25 protein-coding genes and 5 tRNA genes are annotated in these 26310 nt (G+C 53.3%); 13 read left to right on the top strand and 17 right to left on the bottom strand.

Annotated elements, in window-relative coordinates; translation table 11 throughout:
* Positions 1 to 18 precede the first annotated feature (18 nt).
* The 4 genes from E6C51_RS02755 to E6C51_RS02770 form a co-directional block, all read right to left on the bottom strand.
* On the bottom strand, positions 19 to 228 hold the full coding sequence (locus E6C51_RS02755) for a hypothetical protein (RefSeq protein ID WP_146930781.1): 210 nt from the start codon (positions 226 to 228) through the stop codon (positions 19 to 21).
* Between the two features lie 230 nt (positions 229 to 458).
* Complete coding sequence (locus E6C51_RS02760; RefSeq protein ID WP_146930777.1) at positions 459 to 668, bottom strand: cold-shock protein; 210 nt, start codon at positions 666 to 668, stop codon at positions 459 to 461.
* A 376-nt stretch (positions 669 to 1044) separates the two neighbouring features.
* Positions 1045 to 2448: a Si-specific NAD(P)(+) transhydrogenase gene (gene sthA / locus E6C51_RS02765; protein WP_146930774.1), complete on the bottom strand. Its 1404-nt coding sequence runs from the start codon at positions 2446 to 2448 to the stop codon at positions 1045 to 1047.
* A 263-nt stretch (positions 2449 to 2711) separates the two neighbouring features.
* Positions 2712 to 4331 (bottom strand): ABC transporter substrate-binding protein, encoded by a 1620-nt coding sequence (locus E6C51_RS02770; protein WP_230987025.1) that lies wholly within the window; start codon positions 4329 to 4331, stop codon positions 2712 to 2714.
* Positions 4332 to 4751: 420 nt separating this feature from the next.
* On the opposite strand from E6C51_RS02770, the gene E6C51_RS02775 reads away from it, so the two are divergent.
* Positions 4752 to 5930 carry an aminotransferase gene (locus tag E6C51_RS02775; RefSeq protein WP_190234938.1) on the top strand — a complete coding sequence of 393 codons (1179 nt, stop codon included), beginning with the start codon at positions 4752 to 4754 and terminating at the stop codon, positions 5928 to 5930.
* Positions 5931 to 6082: 152 nt separating this feature from the next.
* Here E6C51_RS02775 and E6C51_RS02780 read toward each other — a convergent pair whose 3' ends face one another.
* From E6C51_RS02780 to E6C51_RS02795, 4 genes are all read right to left on the bottom strand, one after another.
* Positions 6083 to 6349, bottom strand: a complete 267-nt coding sequence (locus tag E6C51_RS02780) for a hypothetical protein (protein WP_190234939.1) — start codon at positions 6347 to 6349, stop codon at positions 6083 to 6085.
* A 102-nt stretch (positions 6350 to 6451) separates the two neighbouring features.
* Positions 6452 to 7309, bottom strand: a complete 858-nt coding sequence (gene radC, locus E6C51_RS02785; RefSeq protein WP_190234940.1) for a RadC family protein — start codon at positions 7307 to 7309, stop codon at positions 6452 to 6454.
* A gap of 3 nt (positions 7310 to 7312) precedes the next feature.
* Positions 7313 to 8149, bottom strand: coding sequence for a type I methionyl aminopeptidase (map, locus tag E6C51_RS02790; protein WP_146930759.1), 837 nt, complete (start codon positions 8147 to 8149; stop codon positions 7313 to 7315).
* A gap of 89 nt (positions 8150 to 8238) precedes the next feature.
* Positions 8239 to 9132 (bottom strand): LysR family transcriptional regulator, encoded by an 894-nt coding sequence (locus tag E6C51_RS02795; RefSeq protein ID WP_190234941.1) that lies wholly within the window; start codon positions 9130 to 9132, stop codon positions 8239 to 8241.
* A gap of 107 nt (positions 9133 to 9239) precedes the next feature.
* Here E6C51_RS02795 and E6C51_RS02800 point away from each other — a divergent pair, with 107 nt between their 5' ends.
* Positions 9240 to 10238, top strand: coding sequence for a YeiH family protein (locus E6C51_RS02800; RefSeq protein ID WP_190234942.1), 999 nt, complete (start codon positions 9240 to 9242; stop codon positions 10236 to 10238).
* On the opposite strand, the gene sfsA is transcribed toward E6C51_RS02800, so the two are convergent.
* Both sfsA and E6C51_RS02810 read right to left on the bottom strand, forming a co-directional pair.
* Positions 10228 to 10950 carry a DNA/RNA nuclease SfsA gene (sfsA, locus tag E6C51_RS02805; protein ID WP_190234943.1) on the bottom strand — a complete coding sequence of 241 codons (723 nt, stop codon included), beginning with the start codon at positions 10948 to 10950 and terminating at the stop codon, positions 10228 to 10230. The genes E6C51_RS02800 and sfsA overlap by 11 nt on opposite strands.
* Before the next feature lie 5 nt (positions 10951 to 10955).
* Positions 10956 to 12788, bottom strand: a complete 1833-nt coding sequence (locus E6C51_RS02810; protein ID WP_230987045.1) for a PHA/PHB synthase family protein — start codon at positions 12786 to 12788, stop codon at positions 10956 to 10958.
* Positions 12789 to 13155: 367 nt separating this feature from the next.
* Between E6C51_RS02810 and E6C51_RS02815 the strand changes: the two genes are divergently transcribed.
* From E6C51_RS02815 to recJ, 4 genes are all read left to right on the top strand, one after another.
* Positions 13156 to 13539 carry a hypothetical protein gene (locus E6C51_RS02815; protein WP_190234945.1) on the top strand — a complete coding sequence of 128 codons (384 nt, stop codon included), beginning with the start codon at positions 13156 to 13158 and terminating at the stop codon, positions 13537 to 13539.
* Positions 13540 to 13791: 252 nt separating this feature from the next.
* Positions 13792 to 15009, top strand: coding sequence for an LL-diaminopimelate aminotransferase (locus E6C51_RS02820; protein WP_146930741.1), 1218 nt, complete (start codon positions 13792 to 13794; stop codon positions 15007 to 15009).
* Between the two features lie 75 nt (positions 15010 to 15084).
* Positions 15085 to 16407 (top strand): homoserine dehydrogenase, encoded by a 1323-nt coding sequence (locus E6C51_RS02825; RefSeq protein ID WP_190234946.1) that lies wholly within the window; start codon positions 15085 to 15087, stop codon positions 16405 to 16407.
* Between the two features lie 89 nt (positions 16408 to 16496).
* A complete protein-coding gene (recJ, locus tag E6C51_RS02830) occupies positions 16497 to 18299 on the top strand; it encodes a single-stranded-DNA-specific exonuclease RecJ (RefSeq protein ID WP_190234947.1) in 1803 nt (600 codons plus the stop codon).
* A 105-nt stretch (positions 18300 to 18404) separates the two neighbouring features.
* On the opposite strand, the gene E6C51_RS02835 is transcribed toward recJ, so the two are convergent.
* From E6C51_RS02835 to gloA, 6 genes are all read right to left on the bottom strand, one after another.
* Positions 18405 to 18794: a hypothetical protein gene (locus E6C51_RS02835; RefSeq protein ID WP_190234948.1), complete on the bottom strand. Its 390-nt coding sequence runs from the start codon at positions 18792 to 18794 to the stop codon at positions 18405 to 18407.
* A 119-nt stretch (positions 18795 to 18913) separates the two neighbouring features.
* Positions 18914 to 18988: transfer RNA gene (locus E6C51_RS02840), tRNA-Glu, on the bottom strand.
* Between the two features lie 185 nt (positions 18989 to 19173).
* Positions 19174 to 19248, bottom strand: a tRNA-Glu gene (locus E6C51_RS02845).
* A 256-nt stretch (positions 19249 to 19504) separates the two neighbouring features.
* Positions 19505 to 19579 (bottom strand) — tRNA-Glu (locus tag E6C51_RS02850).
* Positions 19580 to 19817: 238 nt separating this feature from the next.
* A complete protein-coding gene (locus E6C51_RS02855; RefSeq protein WP_190234949.1) occupies positions 19818 to 20645 on the bottom strand; it encodes a hypothetical protein in 828 nt (275 codons plus the stop codon).
* Between the two features lie 191 nt (positions 20646 to 20836).
* Positions 20837 to 21277 (bottom strand): lactoylglutathione lyase, encoded by a 441-nt coding sequence (gene gloA / locus E6C51_RS02860; RefSeq protein WP_146931269.1) that lies wholly within the window; start codon positions 21275 to 21277, stop codon positions 20837 to 20839.
* A gap of 387 nt (positions 21278 to 21664) precedes the next feature.
* On the opposite strand from gloA, the gene E6C51_RS02865 reads away from it, so the two are divergent.
* From E6C51_RS02865 to E6C51_RS02890, 6 genes are all read left to right on the top strand, one after another.
* Positions 21665 to 22243, top strand: coding sequence for a cold-shock protein (locus E6C51_RS02865; RefSeq protein ID WP_146930726.1), 579 nt, complete (start codon positions 21665 to 21667; stop codon positions 22241 to 22243).
* Between the two features lie 11 nt (positions 22244 to 22254).
* Positions 22255 to 22722: a DUF192 domain-containing protein gene (locus tag E6C51_RS02870; RefSeq protein WP_190234950.1), complete on the top strand. Its 468-nt coding sequence runs from the start codon at positions 22255 to 22257 to the stop codon at positions 22720 to 22722.
* A 217-nt stretch (positions 22723 to 22939) separates the two neighbouring features.
* Positions 22940 to 23016, top strand: a tRNA-Pro gene (locus E6C51_RS02875).
* An 87-nt stretch (positions 23017 to 23103) separates the two neighbouring features.
* Complete coding sequence (locus tag E6C51_RS02880) at positions 23104 to 23409, top strand: ETC complex I subunit (RefSeq protein ID WP_075640229.1); 306 nt, start codon at positions 23104 to 23106, stop codon at positions 23407 to 23409.
* 43 nt (positions 23410 to 23452) lie between these two features.
* A tRNA-Arg gene (locus E6C51_RS02885) sits at positions 23453 to 23529 on the top strand.
* A gap of 161 nt (positions 23530 to 23690) precedes the next feature.
* A complete protein-coding gene (locus tag E6C51_RS02890) occupies positions 23691 to 24149 on the top strand; it encodes an RrF2 family transcriptional regulator (RefSeq protein ID WP_146930488.1) in 459 nt (152 codons plus the stop codon).
* 162 nt (positions 24150 to 24311) lie between these two features.
* Here the strand turns inward: E6C51_RS02890 and E6C51_RS02895 are convergent, their stop codons facing one another.
* Complete coding sequence (locus E6C51_RS02895) at positions 24312 to 25514, bottom strand: acyl-CoA dehydrogenase family protein (RefSeq protein WP_190234951.1); 1203 nt, start codon at positions 25512 to 25514, stop codon at positions 24312 to 24314.
* Positions 25515 to 25963: 449 nt separating this feature from the next.
* Between E6C51_RS02895 and E6C51_RS02900 the strand changes: the two genes are divergently transcribed.
* Entirely contained in the window at positions 25964 to 26170 is a 207-nt protein-coding gene (locus E6C51_RS02900; RefSeq protein WP_190234952.1) for a hypothetical protein, read from the top strand.
* Positions 26171 to 26310 lie beyond the last annotated feature (140 nt).

A 26310-nucleotide genomic window follows, 5' to 3' on the forward strand; every position in this document is an offset into this window, starting at 1 on the left:
CCTGATTCTAGACGTTCGTCAGTCCTTGTCTGATTTTGCTGCGACTTGAGCGAGGATCATTGCATCTTGCTCAAGGCGCAAAGCCCGCAAGCGCGCCGTCTTTTCATTGCGCGCTATTGTAACGGCGTCTATTTCCGAAACAACGCGATTGCGTGACAGGTGCTGGGTCTGTGTGAGGCTGAAGGCGGCTTCGGCGCGTTCACGGTTCTTGCTGATGTGGTCAGTCATGGGTGTTTCCTGTGTTGGAAAAAAGACAGCGCCTTGCCGCAGAGTTCTTAAGTCGGAATCGATTCAAGGAGAAAATTATGCAGCAGATTAAAAGCGCAACAGCGTCTTTTGCGCGCCATATCTGGTGGTCGGCGCAGTAAAAAAAAGGCCAGGCAAGATGCCTGACCTCATGATTCATTCTTGTCGCGTTGATGCCAGTACATCCGTGGTCACCGGCAACAAAAATCGTATTAGGCAGCCTGAAGCTGACCTGCGGACATCTTGCCCGACTTGCGATCACGCTCCAGCTCGAAGCCAATCTTTTGGCCTTCGGTGAGTTCGCGCATGCCAGCGCGCTCTACGGCCGAGATGTGCACGAAAACGTCGGCGCTGCCGTCGTCTGGCTGAATGAAGCCGAAGCCTTTTGTGGAATTAAACCATTTTACTGTGCCAGTGGTCATAACGAACCCTTTCAATAGCAAGATTATAGGAAAGGCCGCGCAATACGCGGACCTCATTCGCTTCGATTTTTGAAGGGTAATTTCGTCAGAGTTGCACAGAGTGCCAGCAACAACAATATCAAACAAACAATTATCGACAAGCTACTTATATCAGCCTTATTGCTGCCTGTCCAATTTATATTTTCGCCTCACAATACAGCGCCTCTCACCACATATGGCGCACGGCGCTGTAGAACTTTTAATCTGCTGCATAATTTTCACCTTAAATCCACTCCGATTTAAGCAATTATGCAGTAGAACTGGCAAACCTGCGTTTTGTGAGGCGCACAATTCTGTCTTCAATTTTGAGGTCGAGGCAAAATTTTGGATTGAAAATTCAAGCCTTTTTCACCAGTTCACCCATTCTGTTCCAGGCGTCCAGACCTGCAATCTTATAGGCTTCAGCCAAGGTTGGGTAATTGAAGGTATTTTCGACAAAATATTCGACTGTGCCTTTGAGATTTAGAACGGCCTGGCCGATATGCACCAATTCTGTGGCACCCTCGCCAACAATATGCACGCCCAGCAGGCGGCGGGTTTTGAGCGAAAAGATCATTTTCAGCATGCCGCTATCCAGCCCCATGATATGGCCGCGCGAGGTCTCGCGAAAATGGGCAATGCCGCATTCATAGGGGATGTTGCGTTGCTGCACTTCTTCTTCAGTCAGGCCACAGGTGGAAATTTCCGGCACGGCATAAATGCCATAGGGAAAATATTGCGGTGGCTCGCTGGAATGGGCACCCACGGCATGACGGGCGGCAATGCGACCCTGCTCCATGGAGGTCGAGGCAAGGCTTGGAAAGCCGACCACGTCACCGGCAGCGTAGATATTGGGCACAGCAGTTTGGAAAGTCTCCGGGTTGACTTTGAGGCGGCCGCGGTTGTCTGCTTCCAACCCGCAGGCTGCCAGATTGAGTGTATCGGTTGCGCCAACGCGACCGGCCGCAAACAGCACCATTTCGGCATTGAGCACGCGGCCGCTTTTCAAAGTTACACGGCACTTGCCATCGTCTTTTTCCACCTTGTCGGCAGATTGGCCAAAAATCAGCTTCATGTTGCGATCGCGAAGCTGATAGGTGAAGTCCTCGACAATTTCCTTGTCGATAAAGTCCAACATGCTGTCGCGTGGTTCAACCACCGTCACCTGCGTATCCAGCGCGCTGAAAATCGTCGCATATTCGATGCCAATGACACCCGCACCAATCACAATCATGGAGCGCGGAACATCCTTGATATTCAAAATATCATCGCTGTCGAGAATGGTTTCGCCATCAAACGGAATATGCTCTGGCCGATGGGGCCGCGTGCCCACAGCCAGCAGAATGGCGGCGGCGGTGACCTGAGCAATTTCTCCATCGTCTTTTTTGATTTCAAGCGTGTTCGCATCAAGGAATCTCGCCGTGCCACGCATTTGCTGGACGCGATTGCGCGAGAACTGGTGCTCAAGCACATCCACTTCATGATCAAGTGTAATCAGCAGGCGGCGGCGTAGGTCAGCGGCGCTAATTTCCTGCTTCACCCGGTAGGAGCGACCATAAAAGCCGCGCTCACGCCAGCCGGTGAGGTTGAGCGCCGTTTCACGCAATGTTTTTGACGGAATAGTACCTGTGTGAACAGAGACGCCGCCAACCCGGCCTCCGCGCTCAATAACCAGAACTGACTTCGACAGCTTTGCGGCTTGAATGGCGGCCCTGCGGCCGGCGGGGCCGCTGCCGATGACAACGAGATCATACTGGTACATGGTTTATCCTGTCTGGCGCTGTTTCAGCTTGGGGCTGATGATCCTCATATTACCCGAGGATTCTAACTGAATCGTTATTTTACATTGCGCTGCACATAAGACCAGAATTTAACGGGCATGCATTTTCAGGAGCAGAAAAAGGTAATTGCCAATTTACGCTGATGGTCGCAGTTCATAAAATGATTCAAGTCCTGTGCAATCTGATTCAATATTTTGAATTAATCTCTTGATTTTAATTTTAAATATCTGGTTTCGGGTTGGGGTTAATCGTCGAAGCGAACGTGAGAAAGGGGAATTGAGGGCATGGGCTCATTTTCCCACATGCCTTTGAGTTTTGCGTTCCACACGCCAATTTTAGGCAGCGCGAACAGAAACAGCGCGGGTAAATCTTTTGCCAGCATGGTTTGTGCTTCGCCATAGAGCCAGTCTTGCTCTTTCGCATCGGTGGTTTGCTCTATTGCATCGAGAACGGCGTTGAAGGCGGGGTTGTGGTAGTTGAAATAGTTTTTCTGCTGGGCAAATATTCCGATATCCATGGGTTCAGCATGGGCCATAATGGTCATGTCATAGTCGGCATTATCAAACACCTCGCGGGTCCAAACCTCTGGAAACAATGCGGTCTTGATTTTCATTGTCACGCCCACTTCCGCGAAAGAGGCTTGCAGGATCTGCGCACATTGCACCGCGTAAGGCATTTGCGGGATTTTTGCGGTAAAGCTGAAACCGTTCGGATAGCCAGCCGACGCCAGAAGTCCCTTGGATTTGACCGGATCGTAAGGATAGATCCCTGTAAGGTCGCGGTAGGCACGATCATTCGGCGTGTAATGACTGCCTATTTCGGTGCCAAGGCCATCCCAACCGCCATCAATAATCGCTGAACGGTCAACGGCCATCATCAGCGCCTGACGCACCCGCAAGTCATTGAAGGGTTTGCGCGCGTTGTTCAGGCCTGCAATCACTTTCATTTCTGTGACGCCGATTGCCACTTTCAAGGACGTATCCCGTTGCAACTGAGCGACCGGATCAGGCGAATTGAACTCCGGAACAGCATCAATCGTGCCCGATTTGATGCCGCTGGCCAAAAGATCCGGATCGTCAATAAAATGAAATGTCACTGCTTTCAGGGCAATTTCGGAGCGATTCCAATATTGCTCATTAACAACCAGATCGATTGTCTTGCCCTTGCTCCAATTTGAAAACCGAAAAGGTCCGGTTCCAATAGGCCTGGTGGCATTGGTTTGCGCACTATCCGGTGCGATAATGACGCTGGCGGGCCAGCCAAGCCAATAAAGCAGGCTGCTGTTTCGGCGCTTCATATGGATGATCAGTGTCAGCGGGCCGTGTGCTTCGACCCAATCGAACTGCGCAAAAAAATGCTTCTGGGGATTTTCAGAGTCGGGTGCTCGTGCGCGATTGAGCGAAAATTTTGCCACACTGGCCGTGAGCGGCGTTCCGTTGTGGAATACAACGCCTTTGCGGAGCTGGAATGTGTAGATTAATCCATCGGGCGAAATGGTCCATTCAGTGGCCAGTTGCGGCTGTATCTTGCCATGGCGATCAATGGTCACCAGTCCTTCGAAAATATTGCTCCATGTGACTTTGCCGACAGAAACAGGGGCGGATGCAGTGGGATCAAGCGCCGGAGGTTCGAGCGACATGGCGATATTGAGCGATGTTCGGCGCAATGATGTTTGAGCCAATGATGTCTCGGGCGATGTTGCCGGGTTGGCGCAAGCACGAGTGACCATTGCACCGGCAACAACGCTCTGCATCATGCCGTTGAGCACAGCTCTACGGGTTACAAATCTCAAATTCATTGCCTCAGCCCCCTCATACCAATAGTCAATCGAAATGCGCAATGACTGATCATTGGTATGAGGCACATCTATTTCCTGGGGTTCAGGTTATAGTGTGAGATGTAAAAAAACTTGAGATAACTGTTTATGTTATAAACAGGAGATTGCAAAATCTATCTAGTTTTGTGAATGTTATTCATGTTTATACTATGAATTGAATAGAACGAAAAGCGTTGAGACCAAATTGAAGTGCGCTAGATTTTAGAAATCCATATATTTTGATTTTGTGGTTAAGTTTCTGTTTTTGGCGAAATTCTGCTTTTGTCCTCACCGGAATTTTGTAAATTACTGTGCTGCTTCCTTGGCGCACCAAGGATGCTGAAGAAATTTTAACTTATTGCGTAATTGCTTAAATCGATTCCGATTTAAGCAATTATGCATTAGATAAATACTATGATTTAAAATTCCCAATTCTATTGTTGGGTCAGAAAATTGGGCGGTGCATTGATGTCCTGTTGTTTCAATCCGCGCGTGGCAAGTCTCTCTCTGCCGCCGATTCCGGCTGTTTTTGCGTGGGGCCGCAGCTATGACGGGGCGCATGGCTCTCTTATTGATCTTTCGCAGGCGGCCCCCGGTCATCCGCCTCATGACAATCTTTTGCGATGGTTGGCAGAGGCGGCGGGATCGCCTGAGGCCTGCGGCTATGGTGCCATTGAAGGCGAATTGTCCCTCAGGCAAGCCTATTGCCATCATCTCCAAGGGGTTTATGGTCAGGCCTTCGGGCCGGAGCAAATTCACATTACCTCGGGTGCCAATCAGGCTTTTGTTTGCACTGTAATGGCCTTAGCAGGCAGAGGCGATAAGGTCGCGCTGACAAATCCGTTTTATTTCAACCACGAAACCACGCTCTCCATGCTGGGTATTGAGGTCGTGCCTGTGCAGTGCGATGCGGATGATGGTTTTTTACCCTCCATATCGTCTGTCACTGCGGCCTTACAGTCAGGTGTAAAGGTTCTGGCGCTGGTCACACCCAACAATCCAACCGGTGCGGTCTATCCAAAGGCCTTGCTGCAACAGATTTTCGACCTGTGCCAAGCCCATGACGCATGGCTGATTGTTGATGAAACCTATCGTGATTTTCTCGATCCTGCGTTTGGTAAACCGCATGATTTGTTTGCCAATGCCAGCTGGCCGGAAGGCTTGATTCAAATCTACAGTTTTTCCAAATCTTTTGCCATTCCGGGCCATCGCCTTGCGGCGGTCACTGCGGGGCAAGACACCATTGCCCAAATTGTGAAGGTGATGGACAACGTGCAAATCTGCGCGCCAAGGGCAGCGCAGATTGCCTTGGCAAAGGCTTTGCCGGTGCTGGACGGTTGGCGGGCTGACAATGCATCCGAAATTGCCCGACGCACTATTGCGATGCAGCAAGCTTTCAACGCCCTGCCAGATTGGCATTTGGCGTCAATGGGGGCCTATTTTGCCTTCGTGCGACATCCCTACGGGGGCAAAAGCTCTGTGGAGGTCGCAGAGCATTTGGCAAAACGGGCCGGTATCCTCACGGTGCCGGGCGGCTTTTTTGGAACAGCTCTGGATGGCTACCTTCGCCTGGCCTTTGCCAATGTCGATTGCAACACGATTGTAACCTTACCAGAACGGCTGAGAACCTTTGAAATGAAAGCGTGACAGTCTGTCCAATAATCGCCGCTGACCGGCTGCAAATGGTAATTTCTGCGCTTCCGGTGCTCACGTACCTTAAGTACGCTCCGCTCCGGTTTTCGAAATCACCATTTTCGCCAGGTCAACAGCAATTCTTGAACAGACTGTGAGGAAATCCCTCACTTTTTCAAAGGCACACAAGGGGTCTTCTTGCCCATCGAGCAGGTGGTGATGGGGTCGATATTTTTGCCCCGATGTTTAACGTGTTTGGGCTGAACGTGTTCGGAATGCTTGATGGGCTGTTGCGCCGGTTTGGCAGCGTCGCAACGGGCGACGACGCCCTCTTTTGCACATACGCCCTCAGGTGTTGTGGATGCGGCATGTCCAGGCTGCACGGCCAGGATCATCGCGGCGGTTATCACCAAGGCTGATATAATGGTCTTCATCGTCTGTCCTGTTCGATAGCGGCAAACTGTGTGCCGCAGCCGCATACATCATTCTTTTGAGCATTTACCAATGCAAAACCCCGATTTTTGGGGCTGGAAATGTTAGATCAACCGCAAGCCCTTCAAGCTGGCATGGCCTTGTTTGCCAATGATCACATGATCATGAACGGTGATGCCAAGTGGTTTGGCTGTATCTATGATGGTTTTTGTCATCTCAATATCGGCCCGCGATGGTGTTGGGTCGCCGCTGGGATGGTTGTGTACCAGAATAATGGCCGTGGCCGAAAGCTCCAGGGCGCGCTTGACCACCTCGCGCGGATAAACGGGTGTGTGGTCCACCGTGCCGCGCCCTTGTATCTCATCGGCAATCATGGCGTTGCGCTTGTCGAGAAACAGAATGCGGAATTGCTCGGTTGTCTCATAGGCCATGGCCGCATGACAGTAATCAATGACGCTTGACCACGATGACAGCACCGGCTTTCCCTTGATGTCGCTTTTCAACATCCTTTGAGCCGCAGAGGAAATGAGTTTGAGGTCGAGAGCAACAGCCTCGCCAACCCCCTTGACCTCTTGCAGCAGGCTCAGTTGGGCACCAAACACACCGGCCAGAGAGCCAAAACGATCAATCAGCGCTTTGGCAATCGGCTTGGTATCGCGCCTTGGAATGAGGCGAAACAGCAGGAGCTCCAGCACTTCATAATCGGCCAGCGCATCATCGCCCTTGTCCTTGAACCGCATCCGCAAGCGGTCGCGATGGCCGTGGTAATGCTCCACTGGTTTGCTATCAACGGGCTTGGTCGCGACGGGCGAGGTTCTTTTTGACGCTTTTGGCTTTTGTGCAAGCTCGGCAAAAAAGCCGCGCTCGTCTTCTTCGAAGTTAAAAGAAACGCCGTCTGGATCGCTTTGGAACTGCTCTGAGTCCATCTCGTTCAGGCCTTGGGTCCGTGGCGTTTTGGTCATTGCTCAGCCTTGCAATGGAGGAAGGCCGGGGCGATCAAGACCGGCAGGCGAGAGCGTGAAAATTTCGCAGCCGGTGGCGGTGACACCAACAGCGTGCTCATATTGCGCGGTCAAGGAGCGGTCGCGGGTCACAGCTGTCCAGCCATCCGCCAGCACTTTCACATGTGGTTTGCCGAGATTGATCATCGGCTCAATGGTGAAAATCATGCCTTCGCGGATTTCCGGTCCTTCGTTGACCTCGCCATAGTGCAAAATATTCGGCACATCGTGAAACAACTGGCCAACGCCATGGCCACAAAAATCACGCACCACCGAGCAACGCTGGGCTTCGGCGTAAGACTGAATGGCCGCACCAATGGCACCCGTGCGCGCACCGGGCCGCACAGCGGCAATGCCGCGCATCAGGCACTCATGCGTCACTTCTAGCAGACGCTCAGCGGCGCGCTTGATTTCGCCCACCGGATACATGCGGCTGGAATCGCCATGCCAGCCATCAACCACATAGGTCACATCAATGTTGACGATATCGCCCTCGCGCAGAGGCTTGTCATCGGGAATACCGTGGCAGACAACATGGTTGATCGAGGTGCAGACCGAATGGCGGTAGCCGCGATAGTTCAAGGTGGCGGGAAGGGCATTGTTGTCCATGCCAAATTCAAACACGAAGCGGTCAATCTCATTGGTGGTCACGCCCGGCTTGACCATGGGGGCCAGGGCATCCAGACAACGGGCTGTGACATTGCAAGCCTTGCGCATGCCCTCAAACGCCTCCGGGCCATAAAGGCGGATAGCACCTGTGTTTTTCAGCGGCGCTGTTGCGGCCTCGATATAATTCACCATTTGCTCTGTGTCCCGCTTCCAATTTCAGCGCTTACATACCGCAGCCGAAGGGAGTTCGTCCATGGTGAACCGGAGATTGTGATGAATTCTTAACCGAAAGCGGCGTTTTGCCCGGATAATTTTAGAAATTGCCGTGCCACTTCGCTCAAGCGACGCTCGCGGTGGCGAAGTGCTGAAAAGTGACGCGAGGTGAGGCGAATCGGTGCCGCTTGCAGGCTGCCGTTATCAATCAGCGGTGCTGCGGTGGAGTGCGAAACGGCTGCCGCGCAATGGCCCTGCAAAACAGCCGAAAGCACTGCTTCATTGGAGGGTAATGTCAAAGCAATTTTGAGCATTTCGGATGCAATGCCAAATGCGCGCATCGTTTCCTCAAAATAAGCGCGCGTACCTGAGCCGTGTTCCCGCATGATCCATGTCGTCGCAACCAATGCTGCGGGCCAATCATCCTGCGGCGTCAAAATCGGATGGCCGGGGGCTGCAACAATAACCATGATGTCTTCCGCAACCCGTGTGCGGGCCAGTTTGTCTGAAGACACATCGGCCTCAACAAAACCCAGTTCGGCAATGCCGGATATCACGGCATCCGCCACCGAGGTGGAATTGCCAATGGTCAGCGCCAGTTCGATGTCTGGATACAGAGCGTGAAAACGCATCAATTGCTGCGGCAGCCAATGGCTGGCCACGGTCTGGCTGGCCTGCACATTCAGCTTGCCGCGCTTCAAGCCGCCAAGCTCGGCCAGCATTTGCGCCGCACGATTGGCACGGGCCACGGTGGCCTTGGCTTCCTCCAAAAACAGGCGACCGGCCCCCGTCAATTCTATGCCCCGGCCAACCCGATCAAACAACAGCACGTCATGATTGGTTTCCAGCAATCGAATGGCGGAGCTTACCGCCGATGGCGTCAGACCAACGGCTTCGGCTGCGCGGGTGATATGCTGCCGCTCGGCAACGGCAATGAAAATGGTCAATTGTTCAAGGGTCATGGGTTCCGATCATGTAATTTTATCGCATAAATTATCGCATATTATGCGATGGAATCAAACGAATTGCGAGAGCACATTGGGCGCACGCTTCAAGAAAGGTTTTGGTCATGCGCCCGATTCATCGTTTTATCTCTCTCTTTCCTGGAATTGGCTTTTCAGCCGCTGTCGCGCTTGGCGGCTACGGTATTGCCGCCATTGTGGAGCGTTTGACCGGGCAAACGCTGGTGGATGCGCTGGTATGGTGCATTCTCTTGGGTACACTGATCAACAGCCTGTTCAGGCTATCGCCCAAGATGCACGACGGCATTCACTTTTGTGCAAAAATCGTGCTGGAAGTGGCGATTGTGCTGCTGGGGGCCTCCATCAGCCTCAGCCAGATTGCCAGCAACGGGCTGTCATTGATCGCGGCTGTTGTTCTCGTTGTCTGTTGCGCCATCAGTTGCAGTTATCTGATCGGCAGGGCCTTGGGTTTGGCCCATCCTCTGGCGCTGCTGGTGGCTTGCGGTAACTCCATTTGTGGCAATTCCGCAATCATGGCGGCGGCTCCGGTTATCAGCGCCGATTCCGATGATGTGGCCTCATCCATCGCCTTTACTGCCGTGCTTGGCATTGTCGTGGTGTTGCTCTTGCCCTTTATTGCCTTGCAAACCGGCCTGAGTGATCGTCAATACGGCATGCTGGCTGGCATGACGGTCTATGCGGTGCCGCAAGTCTTGGCGGCAACAGCATCTTTCGGCACCATGAGCTTGCAGATGGGCACGGTGGTCAAATTGGTTCGCGTGATGATGCTGGGGCCGGTTCTGTTGCTGTTGGGCATGCAAACGGGGCAGGGCAGCAAAGTGCGTCTCTCGCACGTTGCGCCCTGGTTCATTCTTGGCTTTTTGGCAATGCTGCTGGCGCGCTCTGCTGATCTTCTGCCCCATGCGGTGTTGGCACCATCGCAGCAATTGTCGGGCTTTTTCACCACCCTGTCCATGGCGGCGCTGGGCCTTCAGGTCAATGTCCGCAGCGTGCTGGCATCGGGGGGAAGGGTGCTGGCCACGGGCAGCCTGTCGATTGTGGCGCTGGCGTTGATTGCTGGAGCCGCCATTCACGTCATATCATGAGTGCACTATAGCTCAGATCAATGACAACATTCTTGTGCGGTGCAATAAAATACGGGGTAATCGCACATTTTACCGCATAAGCTTCAACCCCTTGCGCAATGGCTGCCTGAAAAGCCCGGCCATAGCCGGGATCCAGATCGCCACAGATTGCCAAGCCATCGCAATCATCGCGCTGAATGATGTAGAGCATGACGGCGCGCTTGCCGCTTTGCACCAGTTTGCCCAATTCATTCAGATGCTTGGCACCGCGCGTGGTGACGCTATCGGGAAACTCGGCCAGACCTTTTGTGCGGATGAAATGGACGTTCTTGACCTCAACATAGCAATCTTCCCGGTTCGGGGTCGAGAGCAGCAGGTCTATGCGGGAATTTTCGCCGTAGCGCTGTTCGGTACGCAGGCTGCTGTATTGTGCGAGATCACTGACCAACCCGGCTTGAATGGCTTCAATCGCCAGCTTGTTTGGTAAGGCTGTGTTGACGCCGACCAGCGTGTTTTCAGCCTCAATCAACTCAAATCCATAGCGATATTTGCGGCTTGGGCTATCATGTATGGATAACCAGATGCGAGAACCGGGCGCGGTGAGGCCGCGCATGGAGCCAGTGTTAGGGCAAAAGCCGGTGATCTCTTCGCCGCTGTCCAGCGTCGCATCAAACAGAAAACGCTTGTAGCGGCGAATGAGTGTCGCCGGTACAAGCTCTGGATCAAATTTCATCGCGGCTAAACACGCTCCAGCACATAGGTTCCGGGCGCATCGGCAATTGCGTTCATTGTTGTTCCGCCCGGTTTGCGCGCGGCGGTGCGCCGCTTGTCGAGGCTTTCAATCCAGCCCTGCCAATGGGGCCACCACGAGCCGGGGCTTTCCTCTGCGGTTGCCACCCAGTTTTCAAAGTTTACTGCTGCAAAATCGCCGTTTGGCTGACCGCCCGTCCAATATTGATATTTCATTTTGTCGGGCGGATTGACGACACCGGCAATATGGCCTGAACCGCTCATCACATAGGTGACGGGGCCACCAAAGCAGCCGGAGCCAACAAACACCGACTTGGCCGGCGCAATATGGTCTTCCTTGGTGGCCAGATTGTAGATCGGCACTTTCACGTCTTTCAGCGACAGGGTTTTGCCATCCAGCTCCATCCGGTCTTTCGCCAGATTGTTTTCGAGATAGCAATTGCGCAAATAAAACGAATGATTGGCAGCCCCCATGCGAGTCGAATCGGCATTCCAGAACAACAGGTCAAAGGCGCTCGGGTCTTGGCCTTTCAGGTAATTGTTGACGAAATAGGGCCAGATCAATTCCGATGAGCGCAGCATATTGAAAGCTGTCGCCATTTTGGAGCCATCCAGATAGCCCTTGATGCGCATGCGCTCTTCCAGATTACGCACCTGCTCTTCATCGACAAACACCTTGAGATCGCCTGCAAAGGTGAAATCCACCTGCGTGGTAAACAGGGTGGCGCTGGCAATGCGCGTATCACCCTCCTTGGCGTGCAGCGCCATGGCCGCAGACAAAAGTGTGCCACCAACACAATAGCCAATGGCGTTGACCTTTTTCTCACCCGTCGATTTTTCAACCGCGTCCAACGCAAAATCTACGCCTTCGCGGATGTAGGACAGCCAGTCCTTATTGGCGTGGCGTTCATCCGGGTTGACCCAGGAGATGACAAAGACGGTATGCCCCTGATCAACACACCATTTGATAAAGCTCTTTTGCGGATTGAGATCGAGAATGTAGAATTTGTTGATCCACGGCGGGCAAATCAGCAGCGGCCTTTTCAACACCTTCTCGGTGCTTGGTTCGTATTGGATTACCTCGCATACGTCGCTGCGGGCAATCACCTTGCCGGGTGTCAGGGCCATGTTCTCACCCAGCGCGAATTTGCTGGTGTCGGTCTGGCGCAGTTTCAAATCACCTTTGCCAGCGGCCACATCTTCGGCAAACATCTTCATGCCCTTGGCGAGATTTGCGCCATGGGTGGCAATCGTTTCGCGGTAGAGCTGCGGATTGGTCATGATGAAATTGGCAGGCGACAGCGCCGCCGTCATCTGCCGCATGTAAAAAGCGGCTTTGTGGCGGGTGTGCTCATCCAGACCTTCGGTATTCTCCACCAGTTTTTCAGCCCAGTCGGACACCACCAGATAGGCCTGACGGAGAAAATCGAAAAAGGGATTGCGTTGCCAATCGGCATCAGCGAAGCGCTTGTCCTTGATCGGTTCCGGCGGTGTGTCAGCCTGAGTGGGTGCGTTGACGCTGGCAGAAAGCTTGTTCAAGCTTTTCATCCACACGCCAAACAGTGATGACATCAACTGCGTTTGTGCTTCAAGATTGCGCTTCGGATCACCCATCCAGTATTCGCTGACACTGGAGAGCGTCTTGATCATCTCCACCGCCGGTTCAGAACCGGTCTCGGTGATTTCACCCCTTTCGCGTGGCGCAATCCATGTGGAGGCCGCTTTTCCAAGGTTTTCCAAGGCTCTGGCAAAGTTGACCGCCAAGGCTTCCGGGTCTTTGACAATGTAGGGATCGACCAGAGTGGGATCAAAGCCCGGAATTTCAAAACTGCCGCGCTCTTGCTCGGTCTGGCCACCACCTGTCTTGCCTTCGCTGTTTGATGCTGTGGTCAATGCCGTCTCCCCTCGGTCGCGAATGTTTTTTATAATTGCTTATCCTGCCTGATAATGACTACAAGTTCCAGACAGACGATAATATGACGCTATGACTGGCTTGCATATTTTACAAGACTTTCATGTGTGGGTTGTGTCTGTTTACAGCGCCGTGCACCATAGATGGTGCACAAAGGACGCTGTAAAACTTTTAATCTACTGCATAATTCCTTACATCGATTCCGGTGTAAGGAATTATGCAGTAGGTGGTAAGCTTGGCGCTCAAGGCTGCCGTATCAGTGGGTTGGATTTGAATATGACTGCAATCGTCTCCGGGGCGGCTTATCGCCGCATATGTGCCAAGATGTGTGCCAATGTGCTGGTTATGGCCGCAGTGGTTACTGTCGCGGGCTGCGCTGCCAGCAACACAACAAGCGTAAAGCCATCGACCATGACGGCACCCAAGAGCGTGGTGGTGACAGGACAGGCGGAGCCCGCCGACAATTATAAAACGCCGGATGGTTATCCTGATCTGTCCCGGCCTTTGACTGCGGCCAACAAGCAGATGTCGAATGACGATGCGAAAAAGCAGGAAGATACGCTCTCCAGCCTGGCGGCAAAGCGCAAAAAAGGCCTGATCAGCGAAACCGAATACAACAAGCGGGTGGAAGAATTCCGCAAGCTTGGCCAAACGCAGTGACGTAAATTTTAGCGTTTGAGGCGCTTTCGAAAGTGGGAAGGCCTTGCATTCCTGAAATTGTCATTGCAAATCGCAAGACGGCGTCATCGTTCCTGCCGTTCGGGTTGCAATTTGCAAATAAAAGCCGCGAATCGGTGTTGAATACGCTAAAATATCATCGCCTCGAGTTGATTGGTCCGTTTTCGGGGCGGCTGAATGGGTAACGGGTCATCCGCAGGGTTTTGAAGTGCCCGCGGTTCAACGAGGTCTGAGATGGAAGAGTTTCATAAAGTCCGGCGCTTGCCGCCCTATGTTTTCGAACAGGTCAATCGTTTGAAAGCAAGCGCGCGAGCCGGTGGCGCGGACATTATCGATCTCGGCATGGGCAATCCAGACCTTCCGACTCCCCAAAGCGTTGTTGATAAACTGTGTGAAGCCGTGCAGGATCCGCGCACCCACCGTTATTCTTCCTCCAAGGGCATCCCCGGCCTGCGCAAGGCGCAAGCCGCCTATTACGCCCGCCGTTTCAACGTGAAGCTCAATCCCGACACGCAGGTGGTGGCAACGCTGGGCTCCAAAGAAGGTTTCGCCAATATGGCGCAGGCCATTACGGCACCGGGCGATGTGATTCTGTGTCCCGATCCAACCTATCCAATCCACGCCTTTGGATTCCTGATGACCGGTGGGGTTATTCGCTCTATTCCGGTGGAGCCGGATGAGACATTCTTTCCGCCGCTGGAGCGGGCTGTGCGCCACTCCATCCCCAAGCCTTTGGCGCTGATCATCAACTATCCATCCAATCCGACGGCGCGGGTGGCATCGCTGGATTTCTACAAGGACGTGATTGCCTTTGCCAAAAAGCATGACCTGATTGTGCTCTCGGATCTGGCCTATTCGGAAATCTATTTTGATGGCAATCCGCCTCCATCGGTGCTTGAAGTGCCGGGTGCGATGGATGTGGCCGTCGAGTTTACCTCTATGTCGAAAACCTTCTCCATGCCCGGCTGGCGCATGGGCTTTGCCGTTGGCAATGAGCGCCTGATCGCAGCACTTGCGCGCGTCAAATCCTATCTCGATTATGGTGCGTTTACGCCTATTCAGGTGGCAGCAACCCACGCTCTGAACGGTGATGGTTCTGACGTTGCTGAGGTGCGCAATATCTACAAGCGCCGCCGTGATGTGCTGGTGGAAAGCTTTGGCAAGGCTGGCTTCGACGTGCCGCCGCCAGCGGCCACCATGTTTGCCTGGGCAAAAATTCCGGAAAAATTCCGCCATCTTGGCTCGCTGGAGTTCTCCAAGCTGTTGGTCGAAAAAGCTGACATTGCCGTTGCGCCCGGCATTGGCTTTGGTGAGCAGGGCGATGATTATGTCCGCATCGCGCTGGTGGAAAACGAGCATCGCATCCGTCAGGCTGCCCGCAGCCTCAAGCGTTTCATGTCAAGCGCCGATGAAACACTGCATAATGTGATCTCGCTCAACGCTCATCGTTGATCTCAGGCTCCCAAAGGGCGGTCTGTTCTGGGCCGCTCTCTTCCCAAACGTCCAAAAGCATAGCAGGTATATTTCATGACTGACGCCCTTAAGATCGGCATAGCGGGTCTCGGTACTGTTGGTGCGTCTCTGGCGCGGATTGTTCAAACACGTGCAAATGCTCTGGCCATCGCCTGCGGCAGGCCATTGACCATCACCGCAGTCTCTGCCCGCAGCAAGGGCAAGGATCGCGGGTTCGATCTTGATGGTATTGCGTGGTTTGATAACCCGGTTGAAATGGCCGAAACCGCTGATATCGACGTTTTGGTCGAGTTGATTGGCGGGGCAGAAGGGGCGGCGGACCAATCGGTGCGGGCCGCGCTTGCGCGCGGTTTGCATGTGGTGACTGCCAACAAGGCCCTGCTGGCCAAGCATGGCGTGGCGCTTGCCAAAATGGCCGAGGAAAAAGGCCTGCTGCTCAATTACGAAGCGGCTGTTGCGGGCGGCATTCCCGTCATCAAGACCTTGCGTGAATCGCTGACCGGCAATCATTTTTCGCGCCTTTACGGCATCATGAACGGCACCTGCAATTACATCCTGACCCGGATGGAAAAAGAGGGCCTGAGCTTTGCCGATTGTCTGAAAGAAGCGCAGCGCCTTGGCTATGCGGAGGCCGACCCAACCTTTGATATTGAGGGCAACGACACCGCCCACAAGCTGGCGATCTTGACCACGCTTGCCTTTGGCAGCCAGATTGCCGCAGACGAGATTTATCTCGAAGGCATCAGCAATATCTCGATTGACGACATTCAGGCCGCCCATGATCTCGGCTATCGCATCAAGCTTCTGGGCGTGGCCCTCAAAACCGCAACCGGCATTGAGCAACGCGTGCACCCCACCATGGTGCCGCTGGATTCGGTGATTGCTCAGGTGGATGGCGTAACCAATGCGGTGGCGCTGGAATCGGATATTCTGGGCGAGCTTTTGATGGTTGGTCCCGGTGCCGGTGGCAATGCCACGGCTTCTGCCGTGCTGGGTGACATTACCGATATTGCCAAGAGCCGCCCCGGCGCGCAGCAGGTGCCAATCCTGGGCCGTCCGGCGCATCTGCTGGAGCCTTATGCCAAGGCGGAAATGACCCTCCACGAGGGCGGTTATTTCATTCGTCTCAGCGTGGTCGATCGGGCTGGCGTGTTTGCCAGCATTGCAACGCGCATGGCCGAGAACAATATCTCGCTCGAATCCATTGTTCAGCACGCCAAATCGGCGGCGTCTGGCGATGAGAGTAAAAACATCATTCTCGTTACCCACGCAACCATGGAGCATTCCGTGCGTCAGGCCGTTGCCGCCATCAAGGGCGAGGGCTATCTGCTGGGTGAACCGCAGGTGATCCGTATTGAGCGCACCAAGTCTGCCTGACAATTTTATCGTCATCTTCTCGATGATGACGGGTTGTCGATCTCTCTTTACGCCTTATACAGGGATGTAAAGAGAGATGCAGGATACCCATGTTTGAACCCGTTGATCCGATTGAGCGCGCCTTTTTAAACGTTGAGTCGTCTGCCAGTGGTCAGCGCTGGGTATCGCGTCTGGATCAGGCCGGATTAAACCGTTCTCTTGCGATTACGCAGAGCCACGGCATTCCCGAGCTGGTTGCTCGCGTGCTGGCGGGCCGTGGCGTGCCGGTGTCTGAGGCCAAAACCTTTCTTGATCCCACCATTCGCGGGCTGATGCCCGATCCATCCAGCCTGACCGATTGTGATACGGCGGCGCAGCGCTTGATGACGGCAGTAAATCGCGGCGAAAAGGTTGCGATTTTTGGCGATTACGATGTGGATGGTGCGGCGTCGTCGGCGCTGCTATGGCGATTTCTTCATCACTTTGGCGTGGATGCCGAAATCTATATTCCAGACCGTATTTTTGAAGGCTATGGGCCGAATGCCGCCGCCATTGGCCAATTGATCGAGCGCGGTGCGCAATTGATTGTCACTGTCGACTGCGGCTCCACCAGCTTTGAAGCTCTGGAAGAGGCCAAGCGCCGCAATATCGATGTGGTGGTGATCGACCACCACCAGATGGGCCATGAACTGCCAGCCTGTATGGCGCTGGTCAATCCCAACCGGGGCGATGATCTTTCAGGGCAGGGGCATTTATGTGCCGCTGGCGTGGTGTTCATGGTGCTGGTGGCCACGCTTCGGCAATTGCGCGATTCTGGCCACGCCAATGCCCGTTCGCTGGATTTGCTGTCGTGGCTGGATCTGGTGGCGCTGGCGACCGTATGCGATGTGGTGCCGCTGAAAGGCCTTAACCGTGCCTATGTCGTCAAGGGCCTGATCGCCGCCCGCCATCAGCAAAATGCAGGCCTTGCCTCGCTTTTGAAAGTGGCAGGCATTGGTGGACCGGTCACACCCTATCATTTCGGCTTTCTGGTGGGGCCACGCATCAATGCCGGTGGGCGCATTGGTGATGCGGCCTTGGGCAGCCGCCTGCTGACGCTGGATGATGCGGCAGAGGCCGAGGAAATTGCCGCCCAGCTGGATGACCTCAACCGTCAGCGTCAGGCCATGGAAGCGCAGATGCTGGCTGAGGCCGAGGCCGAAGCCATGGCCGAATATGGTGATGGTGAGCGGGCCTCGGTGATCATTACAGCCCGTGAAGGCTGGCATCCCGGCATTGTGGGCCTTCTGGCAGCACGCTTGAAAGAACGCTTCCAGCGCCCTGCCTTTGCCATTGCTTTTGACGGATCAGGCAAGGGGTCGGGGTCCGGGCGCTCCATTCCCGGCTTTGATCTGGGTAAAATGGTGCGAGCCGCTGTTGATAACGGTCTTTTGGTGAAGGGCGGTGGTCATGCCATGGCGGCGGGCCTGACGGTTGAGCGCGGCAATCTCGGAAAACTGCGGAGTTTCTTTGAAGAGCAATCCCAGAAAACGGTGATGGAGCTGGCCGCCAACCGCGCCTTGAAAATTGATGGAGCGGTGAGCGCATCGGGTGCCAATCTGGCACTGATTGACCTGCTGGAAACCGCTGGCCCCTATGGCTCCGGCCATTCTCAGCCAATTTTTGCCATTCCGGCCCATCGCATTCGTGATTCACGCCTGATCGGCACCAATCACGTCAAAGTCACGCTGGAAGCTCCTGACGGCAGCCGTCTTGATGGCATTGCCTTTCGCGCCAAAGAAACGCCGGTTGGTGATCTGCTACTTGGTAAACGCGGTGATTCTGTGCATGTGGCAGGAACCCTGAGCGCCGAAGTGTGGCAAGGCTCCCGCCGCATTCAGATTCGCATAATCGATGCAGCTCCGGCGTTTTAGAGCATCGTACAGAAAATTGGAATCAGTCCGATGCTCTAAGTTTTTGTTTCCGCATCGGATTTATCTGAAAACCGGTTCCCACTTTTCAGCCGATGCTATAATCGGTCATTCTGCAATAACCCGAAGCGAGCGACCTACCGTGCCTCGACCATAGATCATCACGTGGATCGTGGTGTCGCCCCGCATAATACGCTTGCCATCGGCGCGTGAAATTTCGCCCTGCGCCAGCATGGCTTCTGCTGTGGCGCGGTTCGCTTCCGATGCGAAATAGCTGTCATTCTCATCGCCGACCTGGCGAATGCCGAATTTATGATAGTTGGCGCGATCTTGCCGGATAACCTGCCAAGGCTGCGTCAAACGCTCACCTTTGGAATTGTAGAGATCATCTTGGGCAATATAGGCGCTATAGCCATCAATGACCTCATCAGACTTCGCGCTTCCTGTCGATAGCGCGAGAGCTATTGTTGCAAACAGCAAAATTGAATGGCTTTTCATGGCGTCCCCCGTGATCAATAGGGGCAAATTAACGCATACGTTCAGCAACATAAATCGATATTCATCGATGCGCTGCCATGATACTGAGCATTTTTTGGGTGCAATTTCAGGAAAGGCAGTGGCACGCCCTAGGGGAGTCGAACCCCTCTTTTCAGAATGAAAATCTGACGTCCTAACCGATAGACGAAGGGCGCGTGCTGTGAGGCCGCTTATAGGCATCGACTTGATTCATGGCAAGCGGAAAAATGATCTTTTTCCACAGGCTTGCATTTTTTTTCTAACGCAGGACATGAGGAAAAAATAACGGCATGAGCCCAGTATCACGCAGCGTGAGCGACGTTGTTTTTTGAATTTCCGAACAATTTGGAGAGAGAAACAGTGGCACGCCCTAGGGGAGTCGAACCCCTCTTTTCAGAATGAAAATCTGACGTCCTAACCGATAGACGAAGGGCGCGTGCTGTGTGGCGCTCTCTTAATCGGAAGTGATTGTCGCCGCAAGAGGAAATTTCAATTTTCTGCTACAAAATTGAAAAATCTTCGATGAAAATTCTCTTTGGCTCATGGCATGTTTGATCTTGGCAATCGAATGATCTCTTGGTGCCTACTGCATGATGTGCAGATGCATGACCGACGCCAGTATTCGCCGGGCTCGAATGCTGCGGGCGATGAAAAAGGCATAGGAAGGAGGAGAAGAATAAGGAGAGAAGCAGTGGCACGCCCTAGGGGAGTCGAACCCCTCTTTTCAGAATGAAAATCTGACGTCCTAACCGATAGACGAAGGGCGCGTGCTGTGGGGCCTTATAAGCAGAGGCGGTGAAACTGGCAAGCGGCGAGTGTGGATTTTTGTCAGGAAAATGACAGGCGATTGAAAATAATAAATTTATTTCTGCGTTTCACATCATGCCCTACAGCAGCGTGCCCTATGGCACCGTGCATGACACACGGCGCTGGGGCGCTTTTCATCGGCTGTATGATTTTTGCCTCAAATCGGTTCCGATGTTAGGAACTATGCAGCAGCCTCGGTTATTTGCGCAATTTCGCCAGGAATTTTTTGATAAAGCTGTCCCGTGTCATACCCTTTGCCTCCGGCGCGCCTTGAATCTGTTCCATCTGGCTAGCGGCCGTGGAGTTCGCAGAAGCTGGGGTGGCTGTTGGTATGCTGGCTTGCAACTGCGCGGTTTCAGCAGCAGTCAATTGCGTGGCCATTGCCGGTGCGTTTTGTGCCGGCGCGGTTTGGGTGGTTATGCTTTGTCCTGGTGCGTCGCTTTCGCGGATTTTCTGCATGTTCTGTCGCTTGCTTGGATCGGGAGCCAGTCCGGCAAGGATCTCCGCCTTTGTTGGACGCCGAGACTGTTGCTCGATCGGCATCACGGGTGCGGGTTCCGTGGGCTGGATTGAAGCGTCCTGCTCCAAAGGCGTTTGCAGGCTGTAAACACTGGCGACAGTGGCCTGAATTGACCGGCTCGGCATGCGCGAAGGCACAATGCTGTTATTGCCTTCTGTCTGCACGGCGGGCTGCGCTTGGGCTGTGAAAAGGCCGCCGCGATTGGCTGAAACGTTCTGGCGCGCTGGCGCAGGCTCGGCTTGAGCCTCGTTGATATTGGCTGTGTGGCCCGGTGTCACCTGGCTTTGCGTCTGAGGCTCACTGTGCTGGGTGGTAACCAGCGGGTCTTTATAGGGCCCTTTATTGCGATACACCACTTGCGGGGCATCAGCATCGCCAATGGAGCCTTGGTCGGCAATTGGGGGCGGTGTTTTTGTCGTTGCGCAGCTGCCAAGCAATGAGAACGCAATCAAAGCTGTCGCAGTTTTCAAGGGGTGCGCGCGGGTCAAGATGTTGCCTGACGTCATGTCATTCTCCAATTCAGACTGAGCGCACGGCTTGTTTAAAGCAGCATGCGGCGGATCTTATTTGAGAAGGACTGTCTCACGCTTAGCTTGCGTCAGGCGGGACGCCGCCCCACACCTGCGGGGCAGCTTTCACAAAAACCCAGTAACTGTAACGGGTTCAAGGGGCATAAGACGTGTAAAATGCGGTGCTTTTACCAGCTACCGGTATTGGGCATGGATACCCAAGGCTCGGCGGGTTCAAGCGCACCATTCTTTTGAAGAATCTCGATGGAAATACCGTCTGGAGAGCGAACAAAGGCCATGTGTCCGTCTCGCGGCGGTCGGTTAATGGTGATGCCATTGTCCATCAATTTTTGGCAAGTGGCGTAAATGTCGTCAACTTCATACGCAAGGTGGCCAAAATTGCGCCCGCCCGTATATTCCTCGGCATCCCAATTGTAGGTCAGCTCCAGGCAGGGGGCCATATCTTGCTTGGCCTTTTCCAAGTCATCGCTGGCGGCGAGGAAGATAAGTGTGAAGCGACCTTTTTCGTTTTCGATTCGGCGCACTTCGGACATGCCGAAATGCTCACAGTAAAATTTCAGAGATGCATCAACATCTTTTACTCTGACCATTGTGTGAAGGTAGCGCATATTCAAATCTCCCAGTGCATCGATCCAAACGGCAGCTTCAGCAGAGTTTGGGTAAATCGATGCATAAACAAAAGGCGAGTGCACGAAAGCATCAACGAAGTGAATGCTTTCGTGCACGATGTGCCTGATGGATATGTCGCTTTATCACCGTTGCTTCAAGCATTGCATAGGCTTGCATCGTAAAAATAACGCCCGACGACAATTCCGATTGGAGAGCATACGAAGGGCGCACAATGCCCGTCAGCCTCGAACAAGCTTTGAACGGCAAAAACGATATGCAAATAAGTGAAACTAGGGCTTGCGCAAAGCCGTTAGCAAAATGTTAATCTAGTTTCAGGGAATCAGTTTACAATAGTCATGTTTGGCGTGGTTGAGGGACGAATTGAGATGGCGGAGAGAATTTCAGCGAAAAGCTTCGTGGAATTCAGCGGGCTCTCGGACGAGGCCCTGGATCTTGTTGAAATCACAGGCGTTGTAAAATGGTTTGATGTCGCCAAAGGCTTTGGTTTTATTGTGCCAGACAATGGCATGCAGGATGTTCTGTTGCATGTCACCTGCCTGCGCCGTGATGGCTTCCAAACCATTCTGGAAGGTACGCGCATTGTCGCGCTTATTCAAAAGCGTGACCGCGGCTATCAGGCCTTTCGTGTTCTTTCCATGGATCAGTCCACCGCAGTTCATCCATCGCAAATGCCGCCCATGCGCACCCATTCTCAGGTCACGCCATCAAGCGGCCTTGAGCGGGTTATTGTGAAGTGGTTTAACCGCACCAAAGGCTTTGGCTTTTTGTCGCGCGGCGAGGGCACTGAAGATATCTTCATTCATATGGAAACACTGCGCCGTTTCGGCTTGACAGAACTTCGTCCTGGACAGACTGTGCTTGTGCGTTTTGGTGATGGAGATAAGGGGCTTATGGCTGCCGAAATCCACCCGGATAACCCAGTATCGCTCGTGCGGGCTCACTAGAGATTATCACAATGACAGTTTTTGTCAGAAGCGCCTCAATGGCGCTTTTTTTTATCATTCTTTCAGCCTTGCCCAGCCTGGCTGTGGATGCCTTCCGAAAAGGTGAGGCGATCGTTGAGACCGTGACGGGCCAAAGGCACGTCTTGCAGGTCGAATACGCCACCACAGCCGAAGAGCGCGAGCAGGGCTTGATGGGGCGCACAGTGCTTGGGCCAAACGAGGGGATGATTTTTGATTTTTCCCGGCCGCAGCTGGCAATTATGTGGATGAAAAACACCCCTCTGTCTTTGGATATGCTGTTTGTCGATGAAAAAGGTGTTGTGATCCGTGTTGCTGAAAAGACGACGCCTTATTCTGAAGATTTAATCCCGTCTGAGGGGGTGGTCCGCTATGTGATCGAACTGAACGGTGGGCGAGCCGAGACACTTGGCATTCAAAAAGGGAGTCGGGTAGTGCAGGGACTCCATCCCGCAAAATAGCCAGCTTGAAGCTTTGTCTGCGCCAGCCCACAATCTTTTGTCGACGCCTCGGTGTTTTTCTCTGATATTTTCTATGAAAATTATGAAGAGAAAATAATCTGTTAAGTCATTGTTGATTTTGTATTTTTTGGTGTTTAAGTGTGCGTCCGAAGAAAAGCGATTTTTCCTGTTGCGCACCGGGAATGAACCGTGTAGACACACTTCCAGTCGCCGGTCACGGAGTGTAGCGCAGTCTGGTAGCGCATCTGGTTTGGGACCAGAGGGTCGGGAGTTCGAATCTCTCCACTCCGACCATTCTTTCAGCGATTTTTCGTTGAGGGGTGATGGTGATGAGGTGGCCGCTTTATGCGGCTTTCTTCATTTTTATGGGGAATGGAAAACATGTCTGCAAAGATCTATCGGCCAGCCAAAACTGCAATGCAATCTGGAAAAGCCAAGACGCATTTGTGGGTTCTTGAGTTTGATGCGACCGAGCCGCGTTCCATTGATCCGATGATGGGCTACACCAGCTCTGGTGATATGCTCCAACAGGTCAAGCTGACATTTGAAACACTTGAACTTGCTGAAGCTTACGCAAAGCGCAACGGAATTGAATATCGTATTATTCATCCCAAAGAGGCGCACCGCCAGGCGGTTTCCTACTCCGACAATTTCCGTTTCAGCCGCACCCAGCCTTGGACGCATTGATCGTTCAGTAAAATGCTGAACGGCTTGATTAACAGACCAATCCGGCCCCTTAGCTCAGCTGGATAGAGCACCTGCCTTCTAAGCAGGTTGTCGCAGGTTCGAATCCTGCAGGGGTCGCCATCGCCTTGTTTTTCGTCTTGCAGTTTTACGATTGCTGCTGAGGATGACAAAATCTCAACTGAAAGATTTGATGCAGGCTTGCTCTTTCCCAAGGCTTGCCCTCAATCGGTAATAGCGCCTATATACGAGCTTGATCAGATATAGATGGCAAGCAGCGGGATATGTTGACAAAAAAGGGGAAATACGGGCTCAAGGCGTTGGTTTATCTGGCGCAACTGTCTCCGAATGAGACTGCGTTCGTTGCCGATATTGCATCCAAAAATAATATTTCCAAGAAATTTCTTGATACTATTTTGCTGGAATTGAGGAATGGAGGCATTCTACGTTCCAAGAAAGGGCCGGGTGGGGGGTATGCGCTCTCAAAGCCTGCGTCAGAGATTTTTGTTGGGCAGGCTGTTCGTATTCTGGATGGGCCTTTGGCACCGATCCGCTGTGCCAGCAAGACAGCGTTTGAAGCTTGTGACGATTGCGATCACCCGCAAGACTGTCAAATTCGATTTGCCATGACAGAAGTGCGTGATGCCATCGCCAGCATTCTTGATGGAATGACCCTGGAGGCTCTGGTAAGCAAGACCTCTTCGACGGCGAAAACATTGGATGTGCTGACGCACTCTGCTTAAAGCATGTTGCGCTTTATTGTCTCACTGCATGATTTTCACCTTAAATCGGAATCGGTTTAATGGGAAAATTATGCTGGAGATTGAAAGCGTTGCAGCCTCCTTTGTACGCGCTATATGGTGCACAGTGCTATAACGACAGCCAATCTCGGTATGTTCACACCATCAACGCGACCCGAAGGGCCATGCTGACGGTGGTTTTTCATCGATATGAAATCCGCCGAGTTCAACGCTGTTCAGTTGGTGTATCTCGTCATTTAAAGGATAGGTTTCGGCTTGTGTTTGGGTGGTGTGGCGTGATGTGAGATCACCACCGCGGCTTTTCGAGATGCCGGCAAGAGTGGTTTTTGCGGCAATCGCTGCGTCTTTTGCCAATATCGCAGCGGTATTGGCTGATAAGGATGCTTGAAGCGCAGAGTCGGCTGATGCACTGACCTGAGCTATGTCGAGTTTTTGGCCCGCCCGTTCCAACATAGCAGAGGCACCCTCTATTCGTGCGGCCAGCTGGCCAACAATGACACGGGCGGACATGTCTTCACCCTTGGCCTTGCGATGATGCTCACAAACATCAGCAAATGCGGATTTGGCAATTCCCAAATCGATGCTGCTGTTGAGAAGATGGGAGAGCGACGCCCATATGGATAGCTCAAGTGAACCGATCGTCAACGGAATCAGGTTGTCGGCAGGGATATGAATGTCTGCGATATCCATCCACACGTCTGGTTGCTGATCCTGCGGCAACGAGTCGACAACGGGTCTGAATGCCAGACCTTCCGTGTCGCGCGCCAGAAGGGTAAGCACATGTTGTCCTTTGGGATCAATCGCAGGCACGGCAATCCAATCCCAAAAGCCTCCTGCGATTGACACCGTCGATGGTGGTAAACGAAAGCCTGTGCGATCTGCCGTCAGGTGGGGCCATGTAGATGGTTCATGATGCTCAGGCTCCCCGTAAGATGCGAGTGCGAATTGTTCGCCCGCCAAAGCATGGGAGAAGTAAACGCTGTGTTGTCCCTGTGATGCGAACAGGCGAAGGGCCTCAATAACCTGAAAGTGGCTTTTCAAACACTCACCCAGTTCAACTGCGCTTTCAGCCACCAGCGCGATCACCTCAGCCAAAATGGCATTGGCGATATCCGCGCCGCAATGGTCCGATGGCACAGAAATACCTAGCAACCCCGATCTCGATACAGAAGAGAGCACCTTGAACAGTTGTCTCTTATCCCCGTCGGCGTCATTCAGAGTTGCCCTGATCCTGCCCACGATGTCGCGGGCCGCATTCAGCGCTTCGACCTCTGTGGAAAGCTGCGCTGCGGATTGCTGCCTTTGGTCAGGCAGCCTTTGATCCGACAATCGGAATACGTTGTGCATAAGCCACCTCCAGATCCGATCGCCAATGCTGCCATGCATTTTGCCGCCCGAAAAGGGCAAAAATACCCGGCTGCGGCAATCATCGGGATATATTTTTTCACACTCCGGTAGGCAGCTCACAGCGCCGTGCGCCATATATGACAAAGGCTCAAAGTAACACTTTTAATCTCTTGCAAAATTTTCATGGGCTTTGGCATCCTGAAACATGCGCTTCTATAATGGTGTCGCGCCGTTTTTTTGCCGCCACCCGCTTACGCAGCACAGGTGTTCCTACCGGGCGAGGAATAATAGAATACTAATTCTGTAGACTATATTGACGATTAGCGTCATTGCGGCGACACTGAGGCATGTCGCGTCTCGTTGTGCTTGATCCCGCGGCAGAGTGGGCGTGCCGTCGGCACGTTGCTCCTATCACCCAAGTTGCTTATGTCACCTGAGGAGATCATGCTATGCCCCTGAGCTTTCACGGATTTTCTTTTGACTTGTTTGGTTTTTCCTGGCGTCGCAGCCTTGTCGACGATCCTGTCTTTTCAGAAAGAAAGAACAGTGCCAACGCGCAGAGCGTGCCTGCCAAAACCGGGTGCATGCGAGAGCGAGAGGTGGAAGATGCGCCTGAAGTGTCCTTCCGGACGCTGTGCATTTTCCCAATTCTCTAACGAGAGGAGCGAGCCCCATGGCCTATCCACCCACACAGAATGCTCGTGGCCGATTATCAGCAAGCCGGTTTGCTGTAAGCGTTGATGGCATTCTTGGTATCGCCGCTCTCGTTTTGTCCATGCTCTTCATCACAGGGGTA

This window comes from Gillisella terrae, assembly GCF_004801395.1.
Classification (GTDB): Bacteria; Pseudomonadota; Alphaproteobacteria; order Rhizobiales; family Rhizobiaceae; genus Allorhizobium; species Allorhizobium terrae.

Bases quoted from the DNA above. Each gene is read 5' to 3' on its own strand.
- E6C51_RS02755 (WP_146930781.1), bottom strand. From the start codon at position 228: ATGACTGACCACATCAGCAAGAACCGTGAACGCGCCGAAGCCGCCTTC.
- E6C51_RS02760 (WP_146930777.1), bottom strand. From the start codon at position 668: ATGACCACTGGCACAGTAAAATGGTTTAATTCCACAAAAGGCTTCGGC.
- sthA (WP_146930774.1), bottom strand. From the start codon at position 2,448: ATGTACCAGTATGATCTCGTTGTCATCGGCAGCGGCCCCGCCGGCCGC.
- E6C51_RS02775 (WP_190234938.1), top strand. From the start codon at position 4,752: ATGTCCTGTTGTTTCAATCCGCGCGTGGCAAGTCTCTCTCTGCCGCCG.
- E6C51_RS02780 (WP_190234939.1), bottom strand. From the start codon at position 6,349: ATGAAGACCATTATATCAGCCTTGGTGATAACCGCCGCGATGATCCTG.
- radC (WP_190234940.1), bottom strand. From the start codon at position 7,309: ATGACCAAAACGCCACGGACCCAAGGCCTGAACGAGATGGACTCAGAG.
- map (WP_146930759.1), bottom strand. From the start codon at position 8,149: ATGGTGAATTATATCGAGGCCGCAACAGCGCCGCTGAAAAACACAGGT.
- E6C51_RS02795 (WP_190234941.1), bottom strand. From the start codon at position 9,132: ATGACCCTTGAACAATTGACCATTTTCATTGCCGTTGCCGAGCGGCAG.
- E6C51_RS02800 (WP_190234942.1), top strand. From the start codon at position 9,240: ATGCGCCCGATTCATCGTTTTATCTCTCTCTTTCCTGGAATTGGCTTT.
- sfsA (WP_190234943.1), bottom strand. From the start codon at position 10,950: ATGAAATTTGATCCAGAGCTTGTACCGGCGACACTCATTCGCCGCTAC.
- E6C51_RS02815 (WP_190234945.1), top strand. From the start codon at position 13,156: ATGACTGCAATCGTCTCCGGGGCGGCTTATCGCCGCATATGTGCCAAG.
- E6C51_RS02820 (WP_146930741.1), top strand. From the start codon at position 13,792: ATGGAAGAGTTTCATAAAGTCCGGCGCTTGCCGCCCTATGTTTTCGAA.
- E6C51_RS02825 (WP_190234946.1), top strand. From the start codon at position 15,085: ATGACTGACGCCCTTAAGATCGGCATAGCGGGTCTCGGTACTGTTGGT.
- recJ (WP_190234947.1), top strand. From the start codon at position 16,497: ATGTTTGAACCCGTTGATCCGATTGAGCGCGCCTTTTTAAACGTTGAG.
- E6C51_RS02835 (WP_190234948.1), bottom strand. From the start codon at position 18,794: ATGAAAAGCCATTCAATTTTGCTGTTTGCAACAATAGCTCTCGCGCTA.
- E6C51_RS02855 (WP_190234949.1), bottom strand. From the start codon at position 20,645: ATGACGTCAGGCAACATCTTGACCCGCGCGCACCCCTTGAAAACTGCG.
- gloA (WP_146931269.1), bottom strand. From the start codon at position 21,277: ATGCGCTACCTTCACACAATGGTCAGAGTAAAAGATGTTGATGCATCT.
- E6C51_RS02865 (WP_146930726.1), top strand. From the start codon at position 21,665: ATGGCGGAGAGAATTTCAGCGAAAAGCTTCGTGGAATTCAGCGGGCTC.
- E6C51_RS02870 (WP_190234950.1), top strand. From the start codon at position 22,255: ATGACAGTTTTTGTCAGAAGCGCCTCAATGGCGCTTTTTTTTATCATT.
- E6C51_RS02880 (WP_075640229.1), top strand. From the start codon at position 23,104: ATGTCTGCAAAGATCTATCGGCCAGCCAAAACTGCAATGCAATCTGGA.
- E6C51_RS02890 (WP_146930488.1), top strand. From the start codon at position 23,691: ATGTTGACAAAAAAGGGGAAATACGGGCTCAAGGCGTTGGTTTATCTG.
- E6C51_RS02895 (WP_190234951.1), bottom strand. From the start codon at position 25,514: ATGCACAACGTATTCCGATTGTCGGATCAAAGGCTGCCTGACCAAAGG.
- E6C51_RS02900 (WP_190234952.1), top strand. From the start codon at position 25,964: ATGCCCCTGAGCTTTCACGGATTTTCTTTTGACTTGTTTGGTTTTTCC.